This is a genomic window from Aeromonas sp. QDB34 (assembly GCF_027705405.1).
GTDB classification, from domain to species: Bacteria; Pseudomonadota; Gammaproteobacteria; order Enterobacterales; family Aeromonadaceae; genus Aeromonas; species Aeromonas hydrophila.
Genome location: NZ_JAPDBT010000023.1, coordinates 36,249 through 56,785, shown reverse-complemented (window position 1 = coordinate 56,785; position 20,537 = coordinate 36,249). Strand labels below are relative to the sequence as shown.

Sequence of the window (20,537 nt, the reverse complement as noted above, 5' to 3'; positions counted from 1 at the left end):
TTCGACACTCTTTATCCGCCCCCGGTCTTCACTTTTAAATGGTTCAGGTCAGGCGACAACTATTCTGACACCGGGGGATGGATTGAGTCACTTTATTAAATTGATACAGTGGATGCATGGAATGGCCCACGCGGCGGTTCACGACCGGGATGTCGTGAAGACAGGATGTCGATGAGGCTGGATGCCAAGGGCCACGTGAGTGGCAGGCAATGGATTGAAAGACCAGGATGGTGACCGTTCAGGAAGAGCGGGGCTGCGGGAAGCAACCACCCCAGAAGATGACCGGACGTCGTCTGCATGGGTCAGGCAAGCACACGCACATTCAGGATCGACCAATTAAGGTCAGGATGACCATACACAAGATATGATGCGCAGAAGTATCACCATGGACAGGGTGATTTGCAGCCAGGGATGGGACTCGCATAAACATATCAAGGCAGCTTCGGCTGCCTTTTTTCTTTTGGGTCATTAACCCGCTTGGTCATTCTGTGTCAAAATACCAGCAACATGCCCAGAGGATGCCGATCCTGCGGTATTCGAAGGCCATTTATGGCCGGATTGGTGCGGGATCCCGCTCTGTTTCTAATCCATCGTCCCCCGTGTCAGCATCCTCTTCCGGACCTTTTCGAACCGGAAACGGGTTTCAATCCAGTTATTTGTCGGAGTCATTCATTCATGTCGGCTAAACAACCCAATCGCAAACCTGCCGGTAAGCGCAAAGAATCAGATGCCAGTGCCCAGGAAGGCCGTGAGCGCAAACGCGCCGCCAAGCGCAAGGGCTTGAAGGCAGGATCCCGCCAGCAGGTCGAGCAGGCCGGCAAGAAGAGTGGCACCAAACAGGCCAAGGATCCGCGCATCGGTTCCCGCAAGCCGGTTGCCCTGATCGTGGAAGAGAAGAGCAGCAAGCCGGTAGCACCCAAGCAGATCAAAGAGAAGAAGCTGGTGATGACGCCGGAGCAGGAACTGGCCTCCATCGAGAATGATGATCGCCTGAATGACCTGCTGGATCGGCTCGATGCCGGTGAGACCCTGGAAGCAACCGAGCAGGCCTGGGTTGATCAGCGGGTTGACCGCTATCAGGAGCTGATGGACGAGCTTGGCATCATCGACACTGATGATGACGAAGACGAGGCTGATTTTGATGAGGCCGACTTTGACGAGCCGGGCCAACCAGCCTCCGAAGAGGAGCTGTGGGATCGTTTCACCCAGGTCGACTATCAGCCAGAGCCCAAGCCTGAGCCGAAGAAAAAGTGATGAGTGGATGGATGCTGGCCGCCTTGTTGGGCGGCCTGATTTTGTTGGGACTGGCGTGGTATGCCGGTACCCTGCTGGCGCGTCTCAAGCGCCAGCATGACAGTCAGCAGCAGGCTATCGCGGCCCGCAATGAACGGATCCTCGAGAGTGTCAGGGTGATTGCCCATGCGGTACGGGATGGTCAGTGCGACTACTCCGAGGGCGCCATCCGGCTGACCAATCTGCTGGATGCGTTGCAGATCAAGGGCGGTCGCGCCTTTGCCGGTGAATTTCCGGGTTTGTACGGTCTCTACGAGAAGGTGAAGGAGATGCCGACTCATGAGGCGAGACGGGCCTTCAAACGCAATGAAATAATGAAGATGGATCTCGAACGCAGTGGCTATGAGGCCGAGCTGGAGGCGCAGATCCTCGAGGATGTGGCCAGACTGAAGGATTTTCAGTTAAGCCGGTGAGCCGATAACAAAAAAGAGGAAGCAAGCGTGCAAGCAGAACAGATTGTGTGGGATCAGGCCCTGATCGAGAAGTATAACTACAGCGGTCCGCGTTACACCTCCTATCCCACTGCGCTGGAGTTCAACGAGGGTTTCGGTTATCCGGACTTCGTCCAGGCCGCGAGCCAGTATCCGGCGCGCAACCTGTCGCTCTACGTGCATATCCCCTTCTGTCACAAGCTCTGCTACTACTGCGGCTGCAACAAGGTGATCACCCGTCACCGTCACAAGGCCGATCAGTACCTCGATTTCCTCGAGCAGGAGATCAAGGCGCAGGCCCCGCTGTTCAAGCAGCGGCTGGTGACCCAGCTGCACTGGGGCGGCGGTACGCCCACCTATCTGGATGAACCCCAGACTCGCCGACTGATGGCCATGTTGCGGGAGCATTTTCACTTCGCCGAAGAGGGCGAAATCAGCATCGAGGTGGATCCGCGCGAGATCGAGCTCTCCATGCTGGACGTGCTGCGGGAAATAGGCTTCAACCGTATCAGCCTTGGTGTGCAGGATTTCAACAAGGAGGTCCAGGTCGCGGTCAACCGCGAGCAGGACAACGACTTCATCCGCGCCATGCTGGAACGGGCCCGCGAACTGGGCTTTCGTTCCACCAACCTGGATCTCATCTACGGCCTGCCGCACCAGAACCGGGAGAGCTTCCATCACACCCTGGAAGAGGTGCTCAAGACCGACCCGGCCCGCCTCTCCATCTTCAACTATGCTCACCTGCCGAGCCGTTTTGCCGCCCAGCACAAGCTGAAAGAGGCGGATATGCCGGCGCCGCAGGAAAAACTGGCCATGCTGCAGGACACCATCGCCTTCCTGACCGGCCGTGGTTATCAGTTCATCGGCATGGATCACTTCGCCAAGCCGGACGACGAGCTGGCGGTAGCCCAGCGTGAGGGCAAGCTGCACCGCAACTTCCAGGGCTATACCACCCAGGGGGATTGCGATCTGCTGGGGCTGGGGGTCTCTTCCATCAGCATGATTGGCGATGCCTATTCCCAGAACCAGAAAGAGCTCAAGGCCTACTATGGCCAGGTGGAAACGCTGGGGCATGCCCAGTGGAAGGGGTGCTCTCTCAATCTGGATGACCTGATCCGCCGAGAGGTGATCAAGCGCCTCATCTGCGATTTTCGCCTGAACTTTGCCGCCGTCGAGCAGGCCCATGGCCTGGTGTTCAGGGAGTACTTCGCGGAAGATCTCAAGCTGCTGCAGACCTTCATCGATGACGGCCTGGTGCGGATGACCGAAGAGGGGCTGGAAGTGGTCTCCACCGGTCAGCTGCTGATCCGCAACATCTGCATGTGTTTCGATGTCTACCTGCGGAGCAAGGCGCGTCAGCAGCAGTTCTCCCGAGTGATCTAAGCCGGTCGATGTCGTTGGAAAATAAAAAAACCGCCGAGAGGCGGTTTTTTTATTGGGCTTGCCCCTGCTCAGCGCTGGGCTGCGCGGGCGCTCAGCTCGGCCTTCTCGGCCTCGCTCAGGAAGGCTAGGGTCAGGCCGTTCTGCTGGGCGGTGCGGATCTCGCTGGCGGTCATGCCGGCAGCCGGGGCCGCCACCTCGTATTCGTGGGGCAGGTCGATGCCTTCCACCGCCGGGTCGTCGGTGTTGAGGCAAGCCAGCACGCCGGCTGCCAAGAACTGGCGGATCGGGTGTTCGGTCAGGCTTGCCACCGTGGTGGTCTGAACGTTGGAGGTGAGGCAGGACTCGATGCCGATGCGGTGCTCGGCCAGATAGGCCATTAGGGCCGGATCCTGAATGGCTTTGACGCCATGGCCGATACGTTCGGCACCCAGCTCGCGGATGGCCTGCCACATGCTCTCGGGGCCGGCGGCTTCACCAGCGTGCACGGTGACGCGCATGCCCGCATCACGCACCCGGCGGAAGTGGTCGGTGAACAGCTCGCCCGGGAAGCCCAGCTCATCGCCGGCCAGATCGATGGCGACCAGCCGATCGCGATGGGCCAGGCAGGCATCCAGCTCTTGCTTGCACTGCTCGGTGCCGAAGGTGCGGCTCATGATGCCGATCAGGTTGGTCTTGATGCCGAAGTCGCGGCTGCCGGCCGCCACGCCGTCGATGATGGCTTCGACCACGCCCTGCGGGTGGAGCTTGTGGGCCATCGCCATGTAGGCCGGGCTGAAACGCAGTTCGGCATAGTCGATGCCGGCGCGCAGCAGATCTTCTACGTTTTCGTAGGCGACCCGGCGGCAGGCGTCGTAGTCGGCCAGTACGGCCACGCCCCAGTCCAGCTTCTTGAGGAAAGCGACCAGGCTCGGCTCATTCTCGACGATCTGCACATGGGGGCGCAGCGCCTCCAGCTCGAAGGCGGGCAGTTGAATGTTGTGCTGACGGCCCAGCTCGAGGATGGTCTGCGGGCGGATGTTGCCGTCCAGATGGCGGTGCAGGTCGGTCAGGGGAAGAGATCTGTCAATCATGATGGCGCCTTCTTCGAGTCGGGTGTGAAAGCCTGCCATTCTAGGCAGTGATCTCAAAAAAGATACCCCGTTTGAAATCAAACGGGGTCTTATTGGTCGGTGATTTGCCAAGGCGTGATGGGAATCGTTTTTCCCAAGGACTCAGGAGAGGTCGAGTTCCTTCAGCTTGCGGGTGAGGGTGTTGCGCCCCCAACCGAGCAGCCGTGCCGCCTCCTGTTTGTGACCATGGGTATGGTCCAGCGCGGTTTCCAGCATGATCCGCTCGAACTGGGGCAGGGCATCGGCCAGGATGTCGGTCTCCCCCAGCGCCAGCTTGGCGGCGACCCAATCCTGCAACTGCTGCTGCCAGCCGCCGGATAGGGCCGGCTGACCCGGTTCGGCGGTGCTGGTGATGGGGGTCAGCAGCTCGGTGGGCAGATCGCTCACCAGCACCTCCTGGCCAGAGGCCATCACGGTAAGCCAGCGGCAGACGTTCTCCAGCTGGCGCACGTTGCCCGGCCAGGGCAGGCGGCTGATGTAGGCCTGGGTATCCGGATGCAGACTCTTGGCCTCCACGTTCAGCTCCTTGGCCGCCCGCAGCAGGAAGTGCTGGGCCAGCTGGGGAATGTCCTCACGCCGCTCCTTGAGGGCGGGAATGTGGATCCGGATGACATTCAGGCGGTGGAACAGGTCTTCCCGAAACTCGCCGTCTGCCACCCGCTTCTCCAGATTCTGGTGGGTGGCAGCGATGATCCGCACATCCACCTGCACCGGCTGATGGCCGCCGACCCGGTAGAACTGGCCGTCGGCCAGTACCCGCAGCAGCCGGGTCTGTACATCCAGCGGCATGTCGCCGATCTCGTCGAGAAACAGGGTGCCGCCGTCGGCCTGTTCGAAGCGGCCGTGGCGAATGTTGTTGGCGCCGGTGAAGGCCCCCTTCTCATGACCGAACAGCTCCGATTCGATGAGATCTTTCGGGATGGCGGCCATGTTGAGGGCGATGAAGTTCTTGTGGGCGCGCGGGCTGTGCTTGTGCAGGGCGTGGGCGACCAGCTCCTTGCCGGTGCCGCTCTGGCCGTTGATCAGCACCGAGATGCTGGAGCGCGACAGCCGGCCGATGGCGCGGAACACCTCCTGCATCGCCGGTGCCTCGCCGATGATCTCCGGGCTGCTGGCCGGATCCTGCTGGCGTGCCTTGCGCTTGGTGCGCAGCTCCTTGAGGTGATTCTCGGCGCGGCGCACCAGGGTGACCGCCTCGTCGATGTCGAACGGCTTGGGCAGGTATTCGAAGGCTCCGCGCTGGTAGGCATTGACCGCGCTGTCTAGATCCGAGTGGGCGGTCATGATGATGATGGGCAGGTCGGCCTGGCGGCGATGGATCTGCTCAAGCAGGCTGAGGCCGTCGATGCCGGGCATGCGGATGTCGGAGAGGATCACGTCCGGCGAGCGCATCTCCAGCGAGCTCAGCAGCGCCTCGCCATCGGCGAAGCTCTCGCACTCGAAACCTTCACTGCCGAGGGTGCGCTCCAGCACCCAGCGGATAGAACTGTCGTCATCGACGATCCACACTTTTGCTGTCATGACGTTCCCTTATTTGCGAAGCGGTAGAAAGATGGTGAATTCGGTGTGGCCGGGCCAGCTGATGCAATCGATCCGCCCCTTGTGCTGGTCGATCAGGTTCTGGGCGATGGAGAGGCCGAGCCCGGTGCCCCCCTCCTTGCCGGTGATCATCGGATAGAAGAGGGTGTCGCGGATGGCGTCCGGGATGCCGGGGCCGTTGTCGATGATCTTGATCTCGGCCGCCAGCCGGTAGCGCTGGCCGTGGATAGTGATCTGGAACGCGGTGCGGGTCTTGATGCGGATGAGGCCGGTCTGCTCGCCGATGGCCTCGGCGGCGTTGCGCACCATATTGAGGAAGGCCTGCTGCAGCTGGTCCGGCTCCATCTCGAACTCCGGGATGCTGGGATCGTAATCCCGCTCGATGCGCACCGTCGGTGGCAGCTCCAGCTCTACCAGCCGACGCACCTGCTCCAGTACCGAGTGGACGTTGTGCATCTGGTGACGACCCGGGCGCTGGGGACCGAGCAACCGATCGACCAGCACCCGCAGCCGGTCGGCCTGTTCGATGATGATGCCGGTATATTCGCGCAGGGCGGGGTCGGGCAGCTCCTTTTGCAGCAGCTGGGCCGCGCCGCGCAGACCGCCGAGGGGATTCTTGATCTCGTGGGCCAGGCCGCGCACCAGCTCCTTGGCCGCCTGCTGTTGGGCATGCTGCTGCAGCTCCTGGCTGATCTTCTTCTGCTGGTCGATCTTGCGCAGCTCCACCACCATCAGCCGTTGCTCATGATCGGCCAGCGGGCTGACGCTCATCTCCACCAGTCTGGGCTCTCCTTCCACCACCAGGGTCACTTCGCTATCGGTGAAGCCCTGCCCCGAGCTGAGGCACTGCTTTAGCCTCTGCAGATCGAGAGAGATATGCTCCAGCAGGTGGGGCAGTTCGATACCGATCAGCCGGCGCTGACTGAGGGAGAGCAGCTGCTCGGCGGCGGGGTTGACGAACTGGATGCAGAGCCGTTCATCCATCAGAATGACGGCGGTCAGCAAGTTATCGAGCAGTATCTTGGCTTGATCCGGGCGGGTTGGCACAGGTTTCTCCCTAAAACGGTGCTATACACCAGCAATGCACCAATGTGGTGCATTTAGTCTACCCGTATCGAGGCACAGGATCACCCCTTGTTGTTGAGGGGGGTCACTTTGGGTGCAGGATTGATGCTGGCCCGGTGCAGGTAGAAGGTGACTGGCTTGGATTTAGCAAGGATCGTACCGTCTTTGGCGAGCAGCTCGAGCTGGGCCTCATGGGCACCGCGATCGAGGTTTTCGACCCGGATGGCGAGCGAGTTTTTAACGATGGGGGCCGCCTTACCGTCTAGGGTCAGGCGCACATCGTACTGGGTCGGCGGTTGGGGGCTGATCTGACCCTGAAACACCACGTTGCCGGTGTTGTCGCGCAGAGTGCTGCCCTGTTCCGGGGAGAGCAGTTCGATCACCAGCTTGGCCGCTTCCTTCTCTTTCTTGGCATCGACGCCGGTGAGGCTGTTGAAGTTGTCAACTTGCACCGAGCGGGGTGAACTGCCGATGAAGGGGGCGACGCGCAGATCGACCTCCTTGGCTTTCTGGCCGGGGGGAGGGGCATCCGTGTAGTGAACGACCCCCTGGCTGTCGGTCCAGGAGTATACCTTGGCAGCCTGGGCGCCGGTGGCGGCCAGCAGCAACAGGCTCAGCATCCATACTGGGTTGGCGTTTTTCATCCATCTCTCCTTGACGGGATTTTGCTTAATCCTATCAGAGAAAAAACCCGCCTGTCGGCGGGTTTGGTCAAGTTCTGAGCTGGGTTCCGGATTAAACGGAGTAGTACAGTTCGAACTCCAGCGGGTGCGGGGTCATGCGCACGCGGTCAACGTCCTGCTGCTTCAGCTCCAGGTAGGAGTTGATGAAGTCGTCGCTGAATACGCCGCCGCGAGTCAGGAACTCGCGATCCGCATCCAGCGCGGCCAGGGCTTCGTCCAGAGAGCCGGCCACGGTCGGCACTTCGGCTGCTTCTTCCGGCGGCAGGTCATACAAGTTCTTGTCCATGGCATCGCCCGGGTGGATCTTGTTGATGATGCCGTCCAGACCGGCCATCAGCTGGGCTGCGAAGGCCAGGTACGGGTTGGCAGCCGGATCCGGGAAGCGCACTTCGATGCGGCGAGCTTTCGGGCTCGGCACGACCGGGATACGGATGGAGGCAGAGCGGTTGCGGGCAGAGTAGGCCAGCATGACCGGTGCTTCATAACCCGGTACCAGACGCTTGTAGGAGTTGGTGGTCGGGTTGGCGAAGGCGTTGATGGCCTTGGCGTGCTTGATGATGCCGCCGATGTAGTGCAGCGCCATCTCGGACAGACCGCCGTACAGGTCACCGGCGAACAGGTTGACGCCGTTCTTGGCCAGGGACTGGTGGCAGTGCATGCCGGAGCCGTTGTCACCGAACATGGGTTTCGGCATGAAGGTGACGGTCTTGTTGTAGGCGTGGGCCACGTTGTGGATCACGTACTTCAGCACCTGCACTTCATCCGCTTTCAGGGTGAGGGTGTTGAAACGGGTCGCGATCTCGTTCTGACCGGCAGTCGCCACTTCGTGGTGGTGAGCTTCAACGACCTGGCCCATTTCTTCCAAGACCAGACACATGGCGGCACGGATGTCCTGGGAGGAGTCAACCGGTGCAACCGGGAAGTAGCCACCCTTGACGAAAGGACGGTGACCCTTGTTGCCATGCTCGTAATCGGTACCGGAGTTCCAGGCGGCTTCTTCGGATTCGATCTTCACGAAGCTGTGGCCCATGGTGTTCGAGAAGGTGATGTTGTCGAACATGAAGAATTCCGGCTCCGGCCCGAACAGCACGGTGTCGGCGATGCCGCTGGACTTCAGGAAGTCTTCGGCACGCTTGGCGATGGAGCGCGGATCGCGGTCGTAGCCCTGCATGGTGGCCGGTTCCAGCACGTCACAGACGATGTTCAGGGTGGTCTCTTCGGTGAACGGATCCAGTTTGGCGGAGGCCGCATCCGGCATCAGCACCATGTCTGATTCGTTGATGCCCTTCCAGCCGCCGATGGAGGAGCCATCGAACATCTTGCCGTCTTCGAAGAAATCTTCGTCAACCTGATGGGAAGGGATGGATACGTGCTGCTCTTTACCCTTGGTGTCGGTAAAGCGCAGGTCGACAAACTTGACTTCGTGTTCCTGGATCAGGGCCAAAACGTTCTGGGCTGACATGCTAAGTAACCTCCGGTGTTAAAACTCTTAGGGTGAATGCGTCATCACATTCACATAAGCCAGTATCGTGCCAAGTTTGTGACAGCTTGATTTCAGGGCATTTGGGGCTATCAGCCAGCCCTGAGACCCGCCATCTCAGCGCGTTACGCCTCAAAGTAGTGCATCTATGGATCGTTTTGGTGCACTAAAATGGTGCGCGTTATACGGTCAGCCCCCATCTAAGCAGGCTTTGATCGGAAGGTCTATGATCCTGATCCCCTGTTGTGCGCGAATGTACTGCAATTCTGCTAGGCAGATCACAAAGGCGAGAGTACAATTAGCGCCCAATTTTACCCGGTGATTGAGGCGAGAATGTTAGAGAATTTACGCAATATTGCGATTATTGCGCACGTTGACCACGGCAAAACGACTCTGGTTGATAAGCTGCTGCAGCAGTCCGGCACCCTGGACCGCTCCACGGAAGGCCAGGAACGGATCATGGACTCCAATGATCTGGAACGGGAACGTGGCATCACCATTCTCGCCAAGAACACTGCGATCCGCTGGAACGACTACCGCATCAACATCGTTGATACCCCGGGTCACGCCGACTTCGGTGGTGAGGTAGAGCGCGTACTGTCCATGGTTGACTCTGTGCTGCTGCTGGTTGACGCCGTTGACGGTCCGATGCCGCAAACCCGTTTCGTGACCCAGAAGGCATTCGCCCAGGGTCTGAAGCCGATCGTGGTCATCAACAAGATCGACCGTCCGGGTGCTCGTCCTGACTGGGTAATGGATCAGGTATTCGATCTGTTTGACAACCTGGGTGCCACCGACGAACAGCTGGACTTCAAAGTTGTTTACGCCTCTGCACTGAACGGTTGGGCCACCATGGATCAGGACGTTGAGTCCGATAACATGGAACCCCTGTTCCAGGCCATCGTCGACAACGTGGAAGCGCCCAAGGCTGATGCCGACGGTGGTTTCCAGATGCAGATCTCCCAGCTGGACTACAACTCCTATGTTGGCGTCATCGGTATCGGCCGCATCACCCGTGGTCGTGTCAAGACCAACCAGCAGGTCACCATCGTCGGTGCCGACGGCAAGTCCCGTACCGGCAAGGTCGGTCAGGTGCTGGGTTATCTGGGTCTGTCCCGTACCGAAGTGGCCGATGCGCAAGCTGGCGACATCATCGCCATCACCGGTCTGGGCGAGCTGAAGATCTCCGACACCATCTGTGACAACGGCGCCGTTGAAGCGCTGCCGCCGCTCTCCGTTGACGAGCCTACCGTGAACATGACCTTCCAGGTCAACACCTCACCGTTCGCCGGCAAAGAGGGCAAGTTCGTGACCTCCCGCAACATCCTGGAGCGTCTGAACCAGGAGCTGGTCCACAACGTGGCCCTGCGCGTGGAAGAGACCGATGATCCGGACAAGTTCCGTGTCTCCGGCCGTGGTGAACTGCACCTGTCCATCCTGATCGAAAACATGCGTCGCGAAGGTTACGAGCTGGCGGTATCCCGTCCGGAAGTTATCCTGCGCACCGTAGACGGCGTTCTGCAAGAACCGTTCGAAACCGTAACCGTGGACGTGGAAGAAGCGCACCAGGGTTCCGTGATGGAGCAACTCGGCCTGCGCAAGGGCGAGATGACCAACATGACCCCGGATGGCAAGGGCCGTGTTCGCCTTGACTTCATGATCCCGAGCCGTGGCCTGATCGGCTTCCAGACCGAGTTCATGACCCTGACTTCCGGTACCGGTCTGCTGTACCACACCTTCGACCACTACGGTCCGCACAAGGGTGGCAGCATCGGCGAGCGTCAGAACGGCGTGCTGATCTCCAACGCCACCGGCAAGGCGCTGACCTATGCCCTGTTCGGTCTGCAAGACCGCGGTCGTCTGTTCATCGGTCACGCGACCGAAGTGTACGAAGGCCAGGTGATCGGTATTCACTCCCGTTCCAACGACCTGACCGTGAACTGCCTGAAAGGCAAGCAGCTGACCAACATGCGTGCCTCCGGTACCGACGAAGCCCAGGTGCTGACTCCGCCGATCCGCATGTCGCTGGAACAAGCTCTGGAGTTCATCGACAACGACGAACTGGTTGAAGTCACTCCGAAGAGCATCCGTATCCGCAAGAAACTGCTGACCGAGATGGATCGCAAGCGCGCCGGCCGTGCTTGATATCTGTTCATCGACAGACAGAGAGAGGCCTTCGGGCCTCTTTTTTTATGCCTGCTCGTCGCGGGCAGGCGGTTGCAGGTGCCGATGCGAGTCGCACCCGGCCGGCCCATGGGTGGTCAAATGACCATGCTATCTGACACAATGTCTGCACTATGAAGACGTTGGGAGCGACAATGCAGCAGAAATTCGGCGGCCGTCTTGGCCATGCCCTCTCTTTTTTACGCCACGATGGCGGCCACTTCGCCCAGTTCGTCTGGGGCCGTTTCCAGCAGGACAGGCTGACGGTCACCGCCGGCTATCTGGCCTATGTGACCCTGCTCTCCCTGGTGCCCATGATCGCCGTGGTATTCGGCATGATGTCGGCCTTTCCGGTGTTTCAGAGCCTGAAGCAGGCGATGGAGCAGTTCGTCTATCACAACTTCGTGCCTACCGCTGGCGAGATGCTCAAGGAGTACATCGACGGCTTCGTGGCGAACGCCACCAACACCACGGCAGTCGGCATCGGCGCCCTGATCGTGGTGGCGCTGATGCTGATCTCGGCCATCGACAAGAACCTCAACTACATATGGCGCTCCACCCAGAGCCGGCCGCTGGCCCAGGCATTCGCCATGTACTGGATGATCTTGACTCTGGGCCCGGTGCTCATTGGGGCCAGCATCGCCATCTCCTCCTACATTTTCTCGCTGCGGCTGTTCGGGGCCGAGAGCCTGTTCGGCATCGGCTATCTGTTGCTGCGCGGCCTGCCGTTCCTGTTTTCGGTACTGACTTTCCTGCTGGTCTATACCGTGGTGCCCAACTGCAAGGTGCGGCTGATGCACGCCTTCATCGGGGCCCTGGTGGCGGCCACCCTGTTCGAGCTGGCCAAGCGCGGCTTTGCCATCTACATCACCAACTTCCCCTCCTATCAGGCCATCTATGGCGCGCTGGCGACCATCCCCATCCTGTTTGTCTGGGTCTACCTGAGCTGGCTAGTGGTGCTGCTGGGCGCCGAGACCACTGCCTGCCTCGGCGAATATGAGCGGCCTGCCTCAGAAGAGCTGGCTTGAACCTTGTTGTTGGCATTGGCGACCATGCTGTTTGTCTGGGCCTATGTGGACTGCCTGAGCTGGCTGGTGGTCTTGCTTGGCGCGGAAACCACCGCCTGCCTTGGTGAATATGAGCGACCGGGCGCCGAGGAGTTGGCCTGATCCGGTCCCTTGCTGTTAGCATCGACGACCGCCCCCATCAGCAGATGGGGGTGGTCGTTTCGTTTTGAGAGGAGAGGGATGTGATTGCACTGATTCAGCGGGTCAGCGAGGCCAGCGTAACGGTAGAGGGCGAGGTGACCGGGGCTATCGGCCAGGGTCTGCTGGTGCTGCTCGGGGTGGAGCAGGGGGATGACGAGGCCAAGGCCGACAAGCTGCTGCACAAGGTGAGCGGTTACCGCATCTTCTCCGATGAGAATGGCAAGATGAACCTCAACGTGAGTCAGGCGGGTGGCAGCCTGCTGGTGGTCTCCCAGTTCACCCTGGCGGCGGATACCAACAAGGGGATGAGGCCCAGCTTCTCCGGCGGCGCCCATCCGGTCGAGGCCGAGCGGCTGTATGATTATTTCGTGGCGCAGGCCGCTGCCAGCGGCATCCCGACCGCCACCGGCCGCTTCGCCGCCGACATGAAGGTGGCGCTGGTCAATGACGGCCCGGTTACCTTCTGGCTACAGGTCTGACGCCAGCTCGTAGCGAGGGGCCGTGTGCAGCAGGACGTTGCGCAGCCCCGGCACCGGGTAGGGGGTGGTGGGGCCGACCCACTGCTCCAGCAGCATCAGCACCCGGGTCAGCTCGAGGCGGGTGCGCGGCAGCAGGTTGATGATGAGCTCGCCGTTCAGACGGGGGGCCAGCGCCTGATAGATCCGCTCCTGGAACAGCAGCGGCGGATTGCCGTCCTGGCTGAACAGGTCGAGCAGGATGAGGTCGTACTGCGCCTCGCTCTGTTCCAGAAAGGCGAGGGCATCGGCCTGGTGCAGGGTTGGCGTGCGCTGCGGGTGGTGGTCAGGCTGAAAGAACAGCTGATAGAGGGTGATCACCTCTTCGTCGAGGTCGACGCACTCGTGACGGGCATCGGGCCAGCGCTGGTGCAGATGGCGGGTAAGATCGCCACCCCCCAGCCCCAGCTCGAGGATGCTGCCGGCCTGCTCAGGCAGCAGACAGGCGATCACCTGCTGGTGCGGCAGGCAGAGGGTGGCGGGTTCGGCCAGGGACATGGCCGACTGCACCACGCCGTCGATCTCCAGCCAGCGGTGATGGGCATTTTCCTGTACGGTGAGCCGGCGCTGGGGCTTGGCGCTGAGGTGCAATAAGTGGTCGGCTTGGTACGCTTGCAGATTGAAGTCCATGAATTTGCACGGCAAGATGGTTTTCGACCAGTGTAACTCAAGGATGGAACTATGTACCGGGTGGTCACCCCCCAGACGGCAGCCGAACCGGATGCCCATTATCAGTTGAGCTGGGAGGCATGGGTGCGCAAGCCCTTCCGTCTGTCCGTAGGCGCTAACTCAAGGATCGCTTTATGTACCGGGTAGTCACTCCTCAAACGGCCGCCGAGCTGGACGCTTACTACCAGTTGCGCTGGGAACTTCTGCGTAAACCCTTCAATCTGCCCGTCGGTTCCGAGCGGGATGAATACGATACCGTCGCCATTCACCGGCTGATGCTGGCCCCCGACGGCACGCCCATCGCGGTGGGGCGGCTGTTTGTCGGCGGTGACGAGGCCCAGATCCGCTTCATGGCGCTGCGCCCCGAATTTCGCGGTCAGGGGCTGGGTGCCCGCATGGTGGAAGATCTCGAACAGCTGGCCCGCAGCGAGAAGGTGAAGCGGCTGGTGATGAATGCTCGCCAGGAGGCGGTGGAGTTCTACCGCAAGTGCGGCTTCCTGGAGGTGGGGGAAGGCCCTGTCTCCTTCGGCCGCATTCCGCACCGCCAGATGATCAAGTCCCTGAGTCCGCTGCAGACCATCCAATACCGGTCGGAGTGGTGCCAGGATCTCACCACCCGCTGGTCACGCGGCATTCCCATCAGCGAGAAGATGGGGGTGCACATCACCCACTACGACGGCCAGACCTTCCACCTCAAGGCCAATCTGGCGGCCAATCTCAACGTGCATGACACCATGTTCGCCGGCAGCATCTACAGCCAGTGCGTGCTGGCGGGCTGGGGCCTGATCTGGCTGCAGCTCAAGGAGGCGGGACTGGTGGGGGATACAGTGCTGGCGGAGGGCAACATCAAGTACTACCGGCCGGTCAAGGAGGAGCCGGAGGCGCGGGTGGCGCGCGAAGGCATGCCCGCCGTGCTCGAGCCGCTCAAGGCTGGCGAATCTGCCAAGTTCAGCCTCAAGATCAAGCTGTTCAGCGGCGACAAGCTGGCGGCCGAGTTCCTCGGTCACTACGTGGTGCAGCCGGTGAAACGGCCGGGCCAGTAGCCCCACGCTGGTTCCCATCAAGCAACAAGGCCTCATCACGAGGCCTTGTTGCTTTCTGTCGGCTAGCCGTTGGCCGCCTGTGCGGCTGGGGCCTTCGGCGCCGGTCGCCAGAGCGGGCTGCTGTTGCCCTGTGGCGGGTAGCGCACGCCGGTTTCCCAGCCGCAGCCGTCCGGTTTTTGCTGGAAGCCCCAGCTGAGGGTTGGCTCGGCGAGCGGCCCGCGCCACTGGCCGAGCAGCTCGGCGCAGTGCTGGCCGTTGAGGACGCCCAGATCCAGCTGCCATTGCTCATTGACCAGATCGACGCTGCCCTGCACCCCCAGCAGGTGGGTGATGGTGGAAGCGCCGGCCTGCTCGATCTTCAGCTGGCCCTGCGCCACCTTGCCCTGCAGCTTGATGCGATAGAAGGGGGTGTCGCCCTCCTGCATCGCCTGCCAGAGCTCGGCCGGGGTGAGGGTTGGTGCCGCCGCCTGCTTGAACCACTGATCCAGCAGCGGATCTATCTTCACCTTGTCCCAGAACGGCTCGGTGGCATCGAGCGCAATATTCCCCTGCAGGGAGCTGCGCCAGGCGCCCGGGGTGCCGCCGTGCAGCGCCTGCAGATCGGCGTTCAGGTCCATCTTGCCGGCGAAGGAGACGGGGGAGTGGAGGATCTTGCCCCACTGCACCAGATCCAGTTTCTCGCCCTTGAGCTGCAACCGGCTGGTCTGGCCCGGCTCGCGTCCCCACTGGCCGCTCAGGCTGAGGCTGCCCTCATCCGGCAGCGAGCTGGTGAGCTTGTTGAGCTGCCAGGAGCCGGCCGTCAGCTCGCCATCCAGCTCGCCGTTGCGGGCGCTGAGGCCGTCCCACACCAGTTCGAACCAGGCGCTCTCGAGCCGGGCCCGGCCCAGCAGCGGCCCCGGCTGGTTGCCGCGCAGGCTGAGATCGGTCAGATAGAACTGCCAGCCGGTCAGCGACAGGGGCAGGGTATCGTCGAAGGAGAGCACCTTGAGCTTGTCGAAGGCCAGCTTGCGGATGTCGATCTGCTGCGGGCGCCAGCGCTGCCAATCCTGCCACCACCCTTCCGGCAGGCTGATGTCCATGCCGCTCAGCGCCATGTCCTTGAGGGTCAGCTTCTGCTGCAGGGGATCGAGGGAGAGCTCCAGGTTGAACTCCCCTTCATAGGCCTTGCCCTGCAACTCGGCATCCAGCTGCTGGGGCGAGAAGGCGACCTTGCCCTGGATGGATTCCAGCTGGAACAGGCCACGGCCGAGATCGCCGAGGGTCCCCGAGAAGTAGCCGCTGGGCGTGCTGCCGGCCTGCCAGTTGAAGGCGGTCAGCTGGCCGTTGAGGTTGTTGAGGGCCAGCTCCTGCTCGATGTCGTTGAAGCTGAGATCCCGGATCTGGCCGAGATCCAGGCTGACCTGGCGCAGGGGGGATTCGGCTTTGGCAAGGGTGCCCCACTCGATGCGCATGCCCTGGGTCTTGAGGTTGTTCAGCCGCAGGCTGCGGGCGGGCCAGTCGAGCACCATGCCGGTTTCGAGCAGACCGTCGAACAGGTTGGCGGTCAGCTTGTCGGTACTCAGCACCTGCCCCTCCAGCCGGCCGGCCAGATTGAGACGGGAGAGGGCCCAGGCCGGGGTCGCCAGCTCATTGATGTTGAGGGTCAGGTTGGCCTGGGGCGGGCGCACCGGATTGAGCAGCTGCCAGTCGCTCAGGGTGGCGTTGAGGCCGCGCAGGGTCAGCCCGTCGCTCTCAAGGCTGAGCCGGTCTATGGTGCTGTCGGCGATGGTGAGGGAGTGCACCGGCAGGCTCGGCAGCTGGTTGGGCAGCGGCAGCTTGATGGCCGGGCGGATGAGATCGAGATGGGCGATGCGCACGTCCCGGCTCAGCCAGTCGATGCTCTCTATCTCGAGATAAATCTTGTCGAGGGTCACGGCGTTGCCGTAACTCACCTGTTCTGCCAGCAGGGTGTAGGGGTGAAGGGGGTTGAACACCAGCCGGCCTATGGTGACGGGCACGCCGGTCTGCTGGCTGAGCCAGCCGGCGATGGGCCCCTTGGCCCGTTCGGCGTCGAACAGGCCGAGCCCGACCCAGACAAAGAGCAACAGGAAGGCAAGGGTGTAGAGCAGGCCTCGCAGCCAGGAATTCATAAGCGCTTTCCTCCTGTATTGGTTGAGTGATCAGGCGTTGGCAGCGTGATCCCGCAGGTCAGGCATTCGAGTAGTGATCCCGCAGGCCGAGCCAGCGTCGTATCAAGGGTTCGACATGGCTCGGGTGCCTATCCATCAGGCAAGGTGACCATCTTCTGCATCTGCCTTGGTCAAGCATTGGAATAGTGATCCCGCAGGCCGAGCCAGCGCCGTATCAAGGGTTCGACATGGTTTGGATGGCGGTCCATCAAGAAGCGCGCCATCTTCTGCACCTGCGGGATGAGCGGCTGATCCCGTACCAGATCGGCGATCTTGAGATCGGCCAGCCCGGTCTGGCGGGTGCCGAGCAACTCGCCCGGGCCGCGCAGTTCCAGATCCCGCTGGGCGATGAGGAAGCCGTCGTTGGTCTCCCGCAGCACCCCGAGCCGGCTCTGGGCCGTCTTGGACAAGGGGGCATGATAGAGCAGCACGCAGTGGGAGGCCACCGAGCCGCGCCCGACCCGGCCGCGCAGCTGGTGCAGCTGCGCCAGCCCCAGTCGCTCCGGGTTTTCGATGATCATCAGGCTGGCGTTGGGCACGTCCACCCCCACCTCGATGACGGTGGTGGCGACCAGCAGCTGCAGTATGCCCGCCTTGAACTCCTCCATCACCCGCTGTTTCTCGACCGGCCGCATCCGGCCGTGTACCAGCCCGATGTGCAGGCCGGGCAGCAGGTTCTGCAGCTCGGCGGCGGTGTCCTCGGCTGCCTGGCACTCCAGTACCTCCGACTCCTCGATCAGGGTGCAGACCCAGTAGGCCTGTTTGCCCTCTTCGCAGGCCAGTCTGACCCGTTCGATCACGTCCTGGCGGCGGCTGTCGGGCAGCGCCACCGTGGTGATGGGGGTGCGGCCCGGTGGCAGCTCGTCGATGATGGAGGTATCGAGGTCGGCATAGGCGGTCATCGCCAGGGTGCGGGGGATGGGGGTGGCGGTCATGATCAGCTGATGGGGATGTACCCCTTCGCGCTCCCCTTTTTCCCGCAGGGCGAGCCGCTGATGCACGCCGAATCTGTGCTGTTCATCGATGATGACCAGGGCTAGGCGCTGGAACACCACCTGCTCCTGGAAGATGGCGTGGGTGCCCACCACCATCTTGACGCTGCCATCGGCGATGGCGGCCAGCGCTTCTTCTCGTGCCTTGCCCTTCTGCTTGCCAGCCAGCCAGCCGACTCCGATGCCGAGCGGTTCCAGCCACTTGGCGAAGTTGATGGCGTGCTGTTCGGCCAGCAGCTCGGTCGGCGCCATCAGCCCCACCTGACAGCCGTTGCCGATGGCCTGCAGGGCGGCCAGCGCCGCAACCAGCGTTTTACCTGAGCCCACGTCCCCCTGCACCAGCCGCATCATGGGGTGGCTCTGTTGCAGATCACGGCCGATCTCCGCCACCACCCGGTTCTGGGCGCCAGTGGGGGTGAACGGCAGGGCACCGAGCAGCTGTTCTACCAGCGCCGGCGCCGGCTTGAGGGCGCGGGCCAGCTGGGTTTGTGCCTGGGCCCGCACCTTCAAGACCGAGAGGTTGTGGGCCAGCAGCTCCTCCAGCACCAGCCGCTGCTGGGCCGGGTGCTGGCCGCTCTCGAGCAGGGCCAGTGCGACAGAGGGGGGCGGACGGTGCAGCAGTTTCAGGGCCGCGGCCAGATCGATCTGCTGGGGATAGAGGCCGGCGGGCAGCAGCTCCTCCACGCCGTATAGTTCGAGCTGGGCCAGCGCCTGATCGGTGAGGCTGCGCAGGGTGAGCTGGCGCAGCCCTTCGGTGGTCGGGTAGACGGGGGTGAGCGCCTCTTCGGTCTGGCCGGCCTGCTCCTCGCCGAGCAGCTTGTACTCGGGGTGGGCCATCTCCAGCCCGTACTTGCCGGGGCGCACTTCGCCGAAGCAGCGCATCAGCCGGCCCGGACTCAGGCTGTTCTTCTGAGCGGCGGTGAAGTTGAAGAAGCGCAGGGTGAGGGTGCCGGTTCCGTCGCTGATGCGGCAGACCAGCATGCGGCGGCGCCCCATCACCAGCTGAGTGTCCTGGATCTCCCCCTCGACGGCGCCGTGCAGGCCGGGCGGCAGATCGCCGATGGGCCACACCTGGGTGCGGTCCTCGTAGCGCAGGGGGAGGTGGAACAGCAGATCCTGCACCGTGGCCAGCCCCAGCCGTTCGAGCTTTTCCTGCATCTTGCTGCCGACGCCCTTGAGGCTGTCGAGGGAGATTTTATCCAATTTCATCAATTAGATGCCCGAAAACACTGTAAATATGTCCAGATGATAGGGTTTATTGCTGTCTCGACGCAAGCCGCGTCGTGCGGTTGGGGCTCGACTGGTCGGGAGCTGAGCCCACAATGACAAGGGCCTGCCGATGTGCGGCAGGCCCTTGTGAGGATACCCGAAGGCGCGATGCGCGCCGGTCAGATGATGCGCTTGAGCAGGATGTGGGCCTTGACCCTGTGGATCCGGGCCAGCAGCTTGCGCACCTGATCCGGGTAGTCCTGGATCTGCTCGATCTGATCGAAGTGGCTGATGCGCTTGGTGTTGGCCAGGATGTTCTCGCGCTCGGCGTTGAACTGGGGGCGCAGCAGGTGACGGCGATCGTAGACCAGCAGGCCGTTTTCCAGATCCAGCGCCCAGGCGCGGGGATTGAGGTTGTTGCCGGTGAGCAGGGCCCACTCGTCATCCACGAAGATCCCCTTGAGGTGGTAGGAGTTGCGCTCGCAGCACCAGAGCATCAGGTTGAGACGGCCGGCATCGATGTGATGCTGGTTGCGCTCGGCGAACTTGCGCAGGTTGGTCTCGTACAGATAGGGCAGACCGCCGATGGTGGAGAATTTCTCCTCCGGCGGAATGAAGAAGTCGTTGGCGGTCTTGTCGCCCACCACGATCGTCACCTTGCAGCCGTGCTTGAGCAGGGCCTCGATATCCTTGTTCAACTCCTTGGGCGGGTTGAAGTAGGGGGTGCAGATGAAGATCTCCCGCTCGGTGGCCCGCACCAGGGTTCGGATCATCTTGTTGAGCTGGTTGCCGCGCTTGCCCAGGCCGCTCATCGGGGTGATGGCTACCTCCTGGCTGTTGACCGGCATGGTGTCGAAGCGGTACTGGCCGAGGCGCAGGTTGTGCTTGAAGCGGCGGATCGGCCCCTTCAGCTGCTTGGCGCTGGGGATGTCGGTGCGATCCAGCCGCTGCACCGCCTCGCTGCGCAGGAACAGGTCATCCACGTAGTTGACCATGCTGCGGGTCAGCTCCGGGCTGGTGATCTGGTGATAGCGGTCGAAACGGTAGCGATCCTGCTGGTGCAGGTAGATGTCGTTGAGGCTGGCACCGGAGTAGAGCAGGGTGTCATCGAAGATGAAGCCCTTGAGGTGCAGTACCCCGAGCAGTTCACGTCCTTTCACCGGCACGCCGTAGATGGCGATCTGGTGCTCGTGGCGGGCAGCCATCTCCTGATACATCAGGTGGTTGCCACCTTGCTTGCCCTTGCCGATCAGGCCACGCTGGGCGCGGTGGAAGTCGACGAACACCTTGACGTCGAGGGCCGGGTTGCGCTGCTTGGCGGCGTAGAGGGCGGAGAGGATCTCCCGTCCCGCCTCGTCATCCTGCAGATAGAGCGCCACCAGATAGATACGCTGACGCGCGCTGGCGATGAGCGAGAGGATCCGGCTCTTGAAGTCCTTGGCGCTGTTGAGCACTTCAAACTGGTCTGCGGCGACGGCGATCTGGGGCAGGCGCGCCAGCAGCTGTCGATAATGTGCCGATGAATGCATAGAGAAACCTGAAATCACTGCGTTAAGCGTTCCACTCGGAGCGATGGATAGGCGATTC

16 protein-coding genes and 1 pseudogene are annotated in these 20,537 nt (G+C 62.0%); 8 read left to right on the top strand and 9 right to left on the bottom strand.

Annotated features, from left to right (window positions below):
* Positions 1–675: 675 nt before the first annotated feature.
* Genes yihI through hemN form a run of 3 tightly spaced genes read left to right on the top strand, consistent with a single transcriptional unit; the run spans position 676 to position 3,107 of the window.
* Complete coding sequence (gene yihI / locus OKC29_RS20130; RefSeq protein WP_041217267.1) at positions 676–1,254, top strand: Der GTPase-activating protein YihI; 579 nt, start codon at positions 676–678, stop codon at positions 1,252–1,254.
* 11 nt (positions 1,255–1,265) lie between these two features.
* Positions 1,266–1,706: a DUF2489 domain-containing protein gene (locus tag OKC29_RS20125; protein WP_073348653.1), complete on the top strand. Its 441-nt coding sequence runs from the start codon at positions 1,266–1,268 to the stop codon at positions 1,704–1,706.
* A gap of 27 nt (positions 1,707–1,733) precedes the next feature.
* The gene (hemN, locus tag OKC29_RS20120) at positions 1,734–3,107 is read left to right on the top strand and encodes an oxygen-independent coproporphyrinogen III oxidase (RefSeq protein WP_073348654.1); all 1,374 of its coding nucleotides are present in this window, start codon (positions 1,734–1,736) and stop codon (positions 3,105–3,107) included.
* A gap of 68 nt (positions 3,108–3,175) precedes the next feature.
* Here the strand turns inward: hemN and add are convergent, their stop codons facing one another.
* The 5 genes from add to glnA all read right to left on the bottom strand — a co-directional run bounded on the left by add (position 3,176) and on the right by glnA (position 8,965).
* Positions 3,176–4,177 (bottom strand): adenosine deaminase, encoded by a 1,002-nt coding sequence (add, locus tag OKC29_RS20115; RefSeq protein ID WP_029302465.1) that lies wholly within the window; start codon positions 4,175–4,177, stop codon positions 3,176–3,178.
* 141 nt (positions 4,178–4,318) lie between these two features.
* Positions 4,319–5,737 carry a nitrogen regulation protein NR(I) gene (gene glnG, locus OKC29_RS20110; protein ID WP_073348655.1) on the bottom strand — a complete coding sequence of 473 codons (1,419 nt, stop codon included), beginning with the start codon at positions 5,735–5,737 and terminating at the stop codon, positions 4,319–4,321.
* Positions 5,738–5,746: 9 nt separating this feature from the next.
* On the bottom strand, positions 5,747–6,802 hold the full coding sequence (gene glnL, locus OKC29_RS20105) for a nitrogen regulation protein NR(II) (protein WP_011704282.1): 1,056 nt from the start codon (positions 6,800–6,802) through the stop codon (positions 5,747–5,749).
* Between the two features lie 80 nt (positions 6,803–6,882).
* The gene (locus OKC29_RS20100; protein WP_016349091.1) at positions 6,883–7,464 is read right to left on the bottom strand and encodes a DUF4124 domain-containing protein; all 582 of its coding nucleotides are present in this window, start codon (positions 7,462–7,464) and stop codon (positions 6,883–6,885) included.
* Between the two features lie 91 nt (positions 7,465–7,555).
* Positions 7,556–8,965, bottom strand: coding sequence for a glutamate--ammonia ligase (glnA, locus tag OKC29_RS20095; RefSeq protein ID WP_011704284.1), 1,410 nt, complete (start codon positions 8,963–8,965; stop codon positions 7,556–7,558).
* A 351-nt stretch (positions 8,966–9,316) separates the two neighbouring features.
* Here glnA and typA point away from each other — a divergent pair, with 351 nt between their 5' ends.
* From typA to dtd, 4 genes and pseudogenes are all read left to right on the top strand, one after another.
* Positions 9,317–11,128, top strand: coding sequence for a translational GTPase TypA (typA, locus tag OKC29_RS20090; RefSeq protein WP_011704285.1), 1,812 nt, complete (start codon positions 9,317–9,319; stop codon positions 11,126–11,128).
* A gap of 173 nt (positions 11,129–11,301) precedes the next feature.
* Positions 11,302–12,174: a virulence factor BrkB family protein gene (locus OKC29_RS20085; protein WP_017410593.1), complete on the top strand. Its 873-nt coding sequence runs from the start codon at positions 11,302–11,304 to the stop codon at positions 12,172–12,174.
* Between the two features lie 9 nt (positions 12,175–12,183).
* Positions 12,184–12,315 (top strand): annotated as a pseudogene (locus tag OKC29_RS20080) (virulence factor BrkB family protein); the annotation flags it as partial.
* Between the two features lie 80 nt (positions 12,316–12,395).
* Positions 12,396–12,833, top strand: a complete 438-nt coding sequence (gene dtd, locus OKC29_RS20075) for a D-aminoacyl-tRNA deacylase (RefSeq protein WP_016349092.1) — start codon at positions 12,396–12,398, stop codon at positions 12,831–12,833.
* On the opposite strand, the gene OKC29_RS20070 is transcribed toward dtd, so the two are convergent.
* On the bottom strand, positions 12,822–13,499 hold the full coding sequence (locus tag OKC29_RS20070) for a spermidine synthase (RefSeq protein WP_044801139.1): 678 nt from the start codon (positions 13,497–13,499) through the stop codon (positions 12,822–12,824). The two genes, dtd and OKC29_RS20070, sit on opposite strands and share 12 nt — an antisense overlap.
* 173 nt (positions 13,500–13,672) lie before the next feature.
* Here OKC29_RS20070 and OKC29_RS20065 point away from each other — a divergent pair, with 173 nt between their 5' ends.
* Positions 13,673–14,581 carry a bifunctional GNAT family N-acetyltransferase/hotdog fold thioesterase gene (locus OKC29_RS20065; RefSeq protein ID WP_043126567.1) on the top strand — a complete coding sequence of 303 codons (909 nt, stop codon included), beginning with the start codon at positions 13,673–13,675 and terminating at the stop codon, positions 14,579–14,581.
* A 62-nt stretch (positions 14,582–14,643) separates the two neighbouring features.
* Here the strand turns inward: OKC29_RS20065 and OKC29_RS20060 are convergent, their stop codons facing one another.
* From OKC29_RS20060 to pssA, 3 genes are all read right to left on the bottom strand, one after another.
* The gene (locus OKC29_RS20060) at positions 14,644–16,710 is read right to left on the bottom strand and encodes an AsmA-like C-terminal region-containing protein (RefSeq protein WP_073348658.1); all 2,067 of its coding nucleotides are present in this window, start codon (positions 16,708–16,710) and stop codon (positions 14,644–14,646) included.
* A 170-nt stretch (positions 16,711–16,880) separates the two neighbouring features.
* Complete coding sequence (gene recG, locus OKC29_RS20055; RefSeq protein WP_073348659.1) at positions 16,881–18,950, bottom strand: ATP-dependent DNA helicase RecG; 2,070 nt, start codon at positions 18,948–18,950, stop codon at positions 16,881–16,883.
* Positions 18,951–19,129: 179 nt separating this feature from the next.
* Positions 19,130–20,479 (bottom strand): CDP-diacylglycerol--serine O-phosphatidyltransferase, encoded by a 1,350-nt coding sequence (gene pssA / locus OKC29_RS20050; RefSeq protein WP_162275564.1) that lies wholly within the window; start codon positions 20,477–20,479, stop codon positions 19,130–19,132.
* Positions 20,480–20,537: the final 58 nt, after the last annotated feature.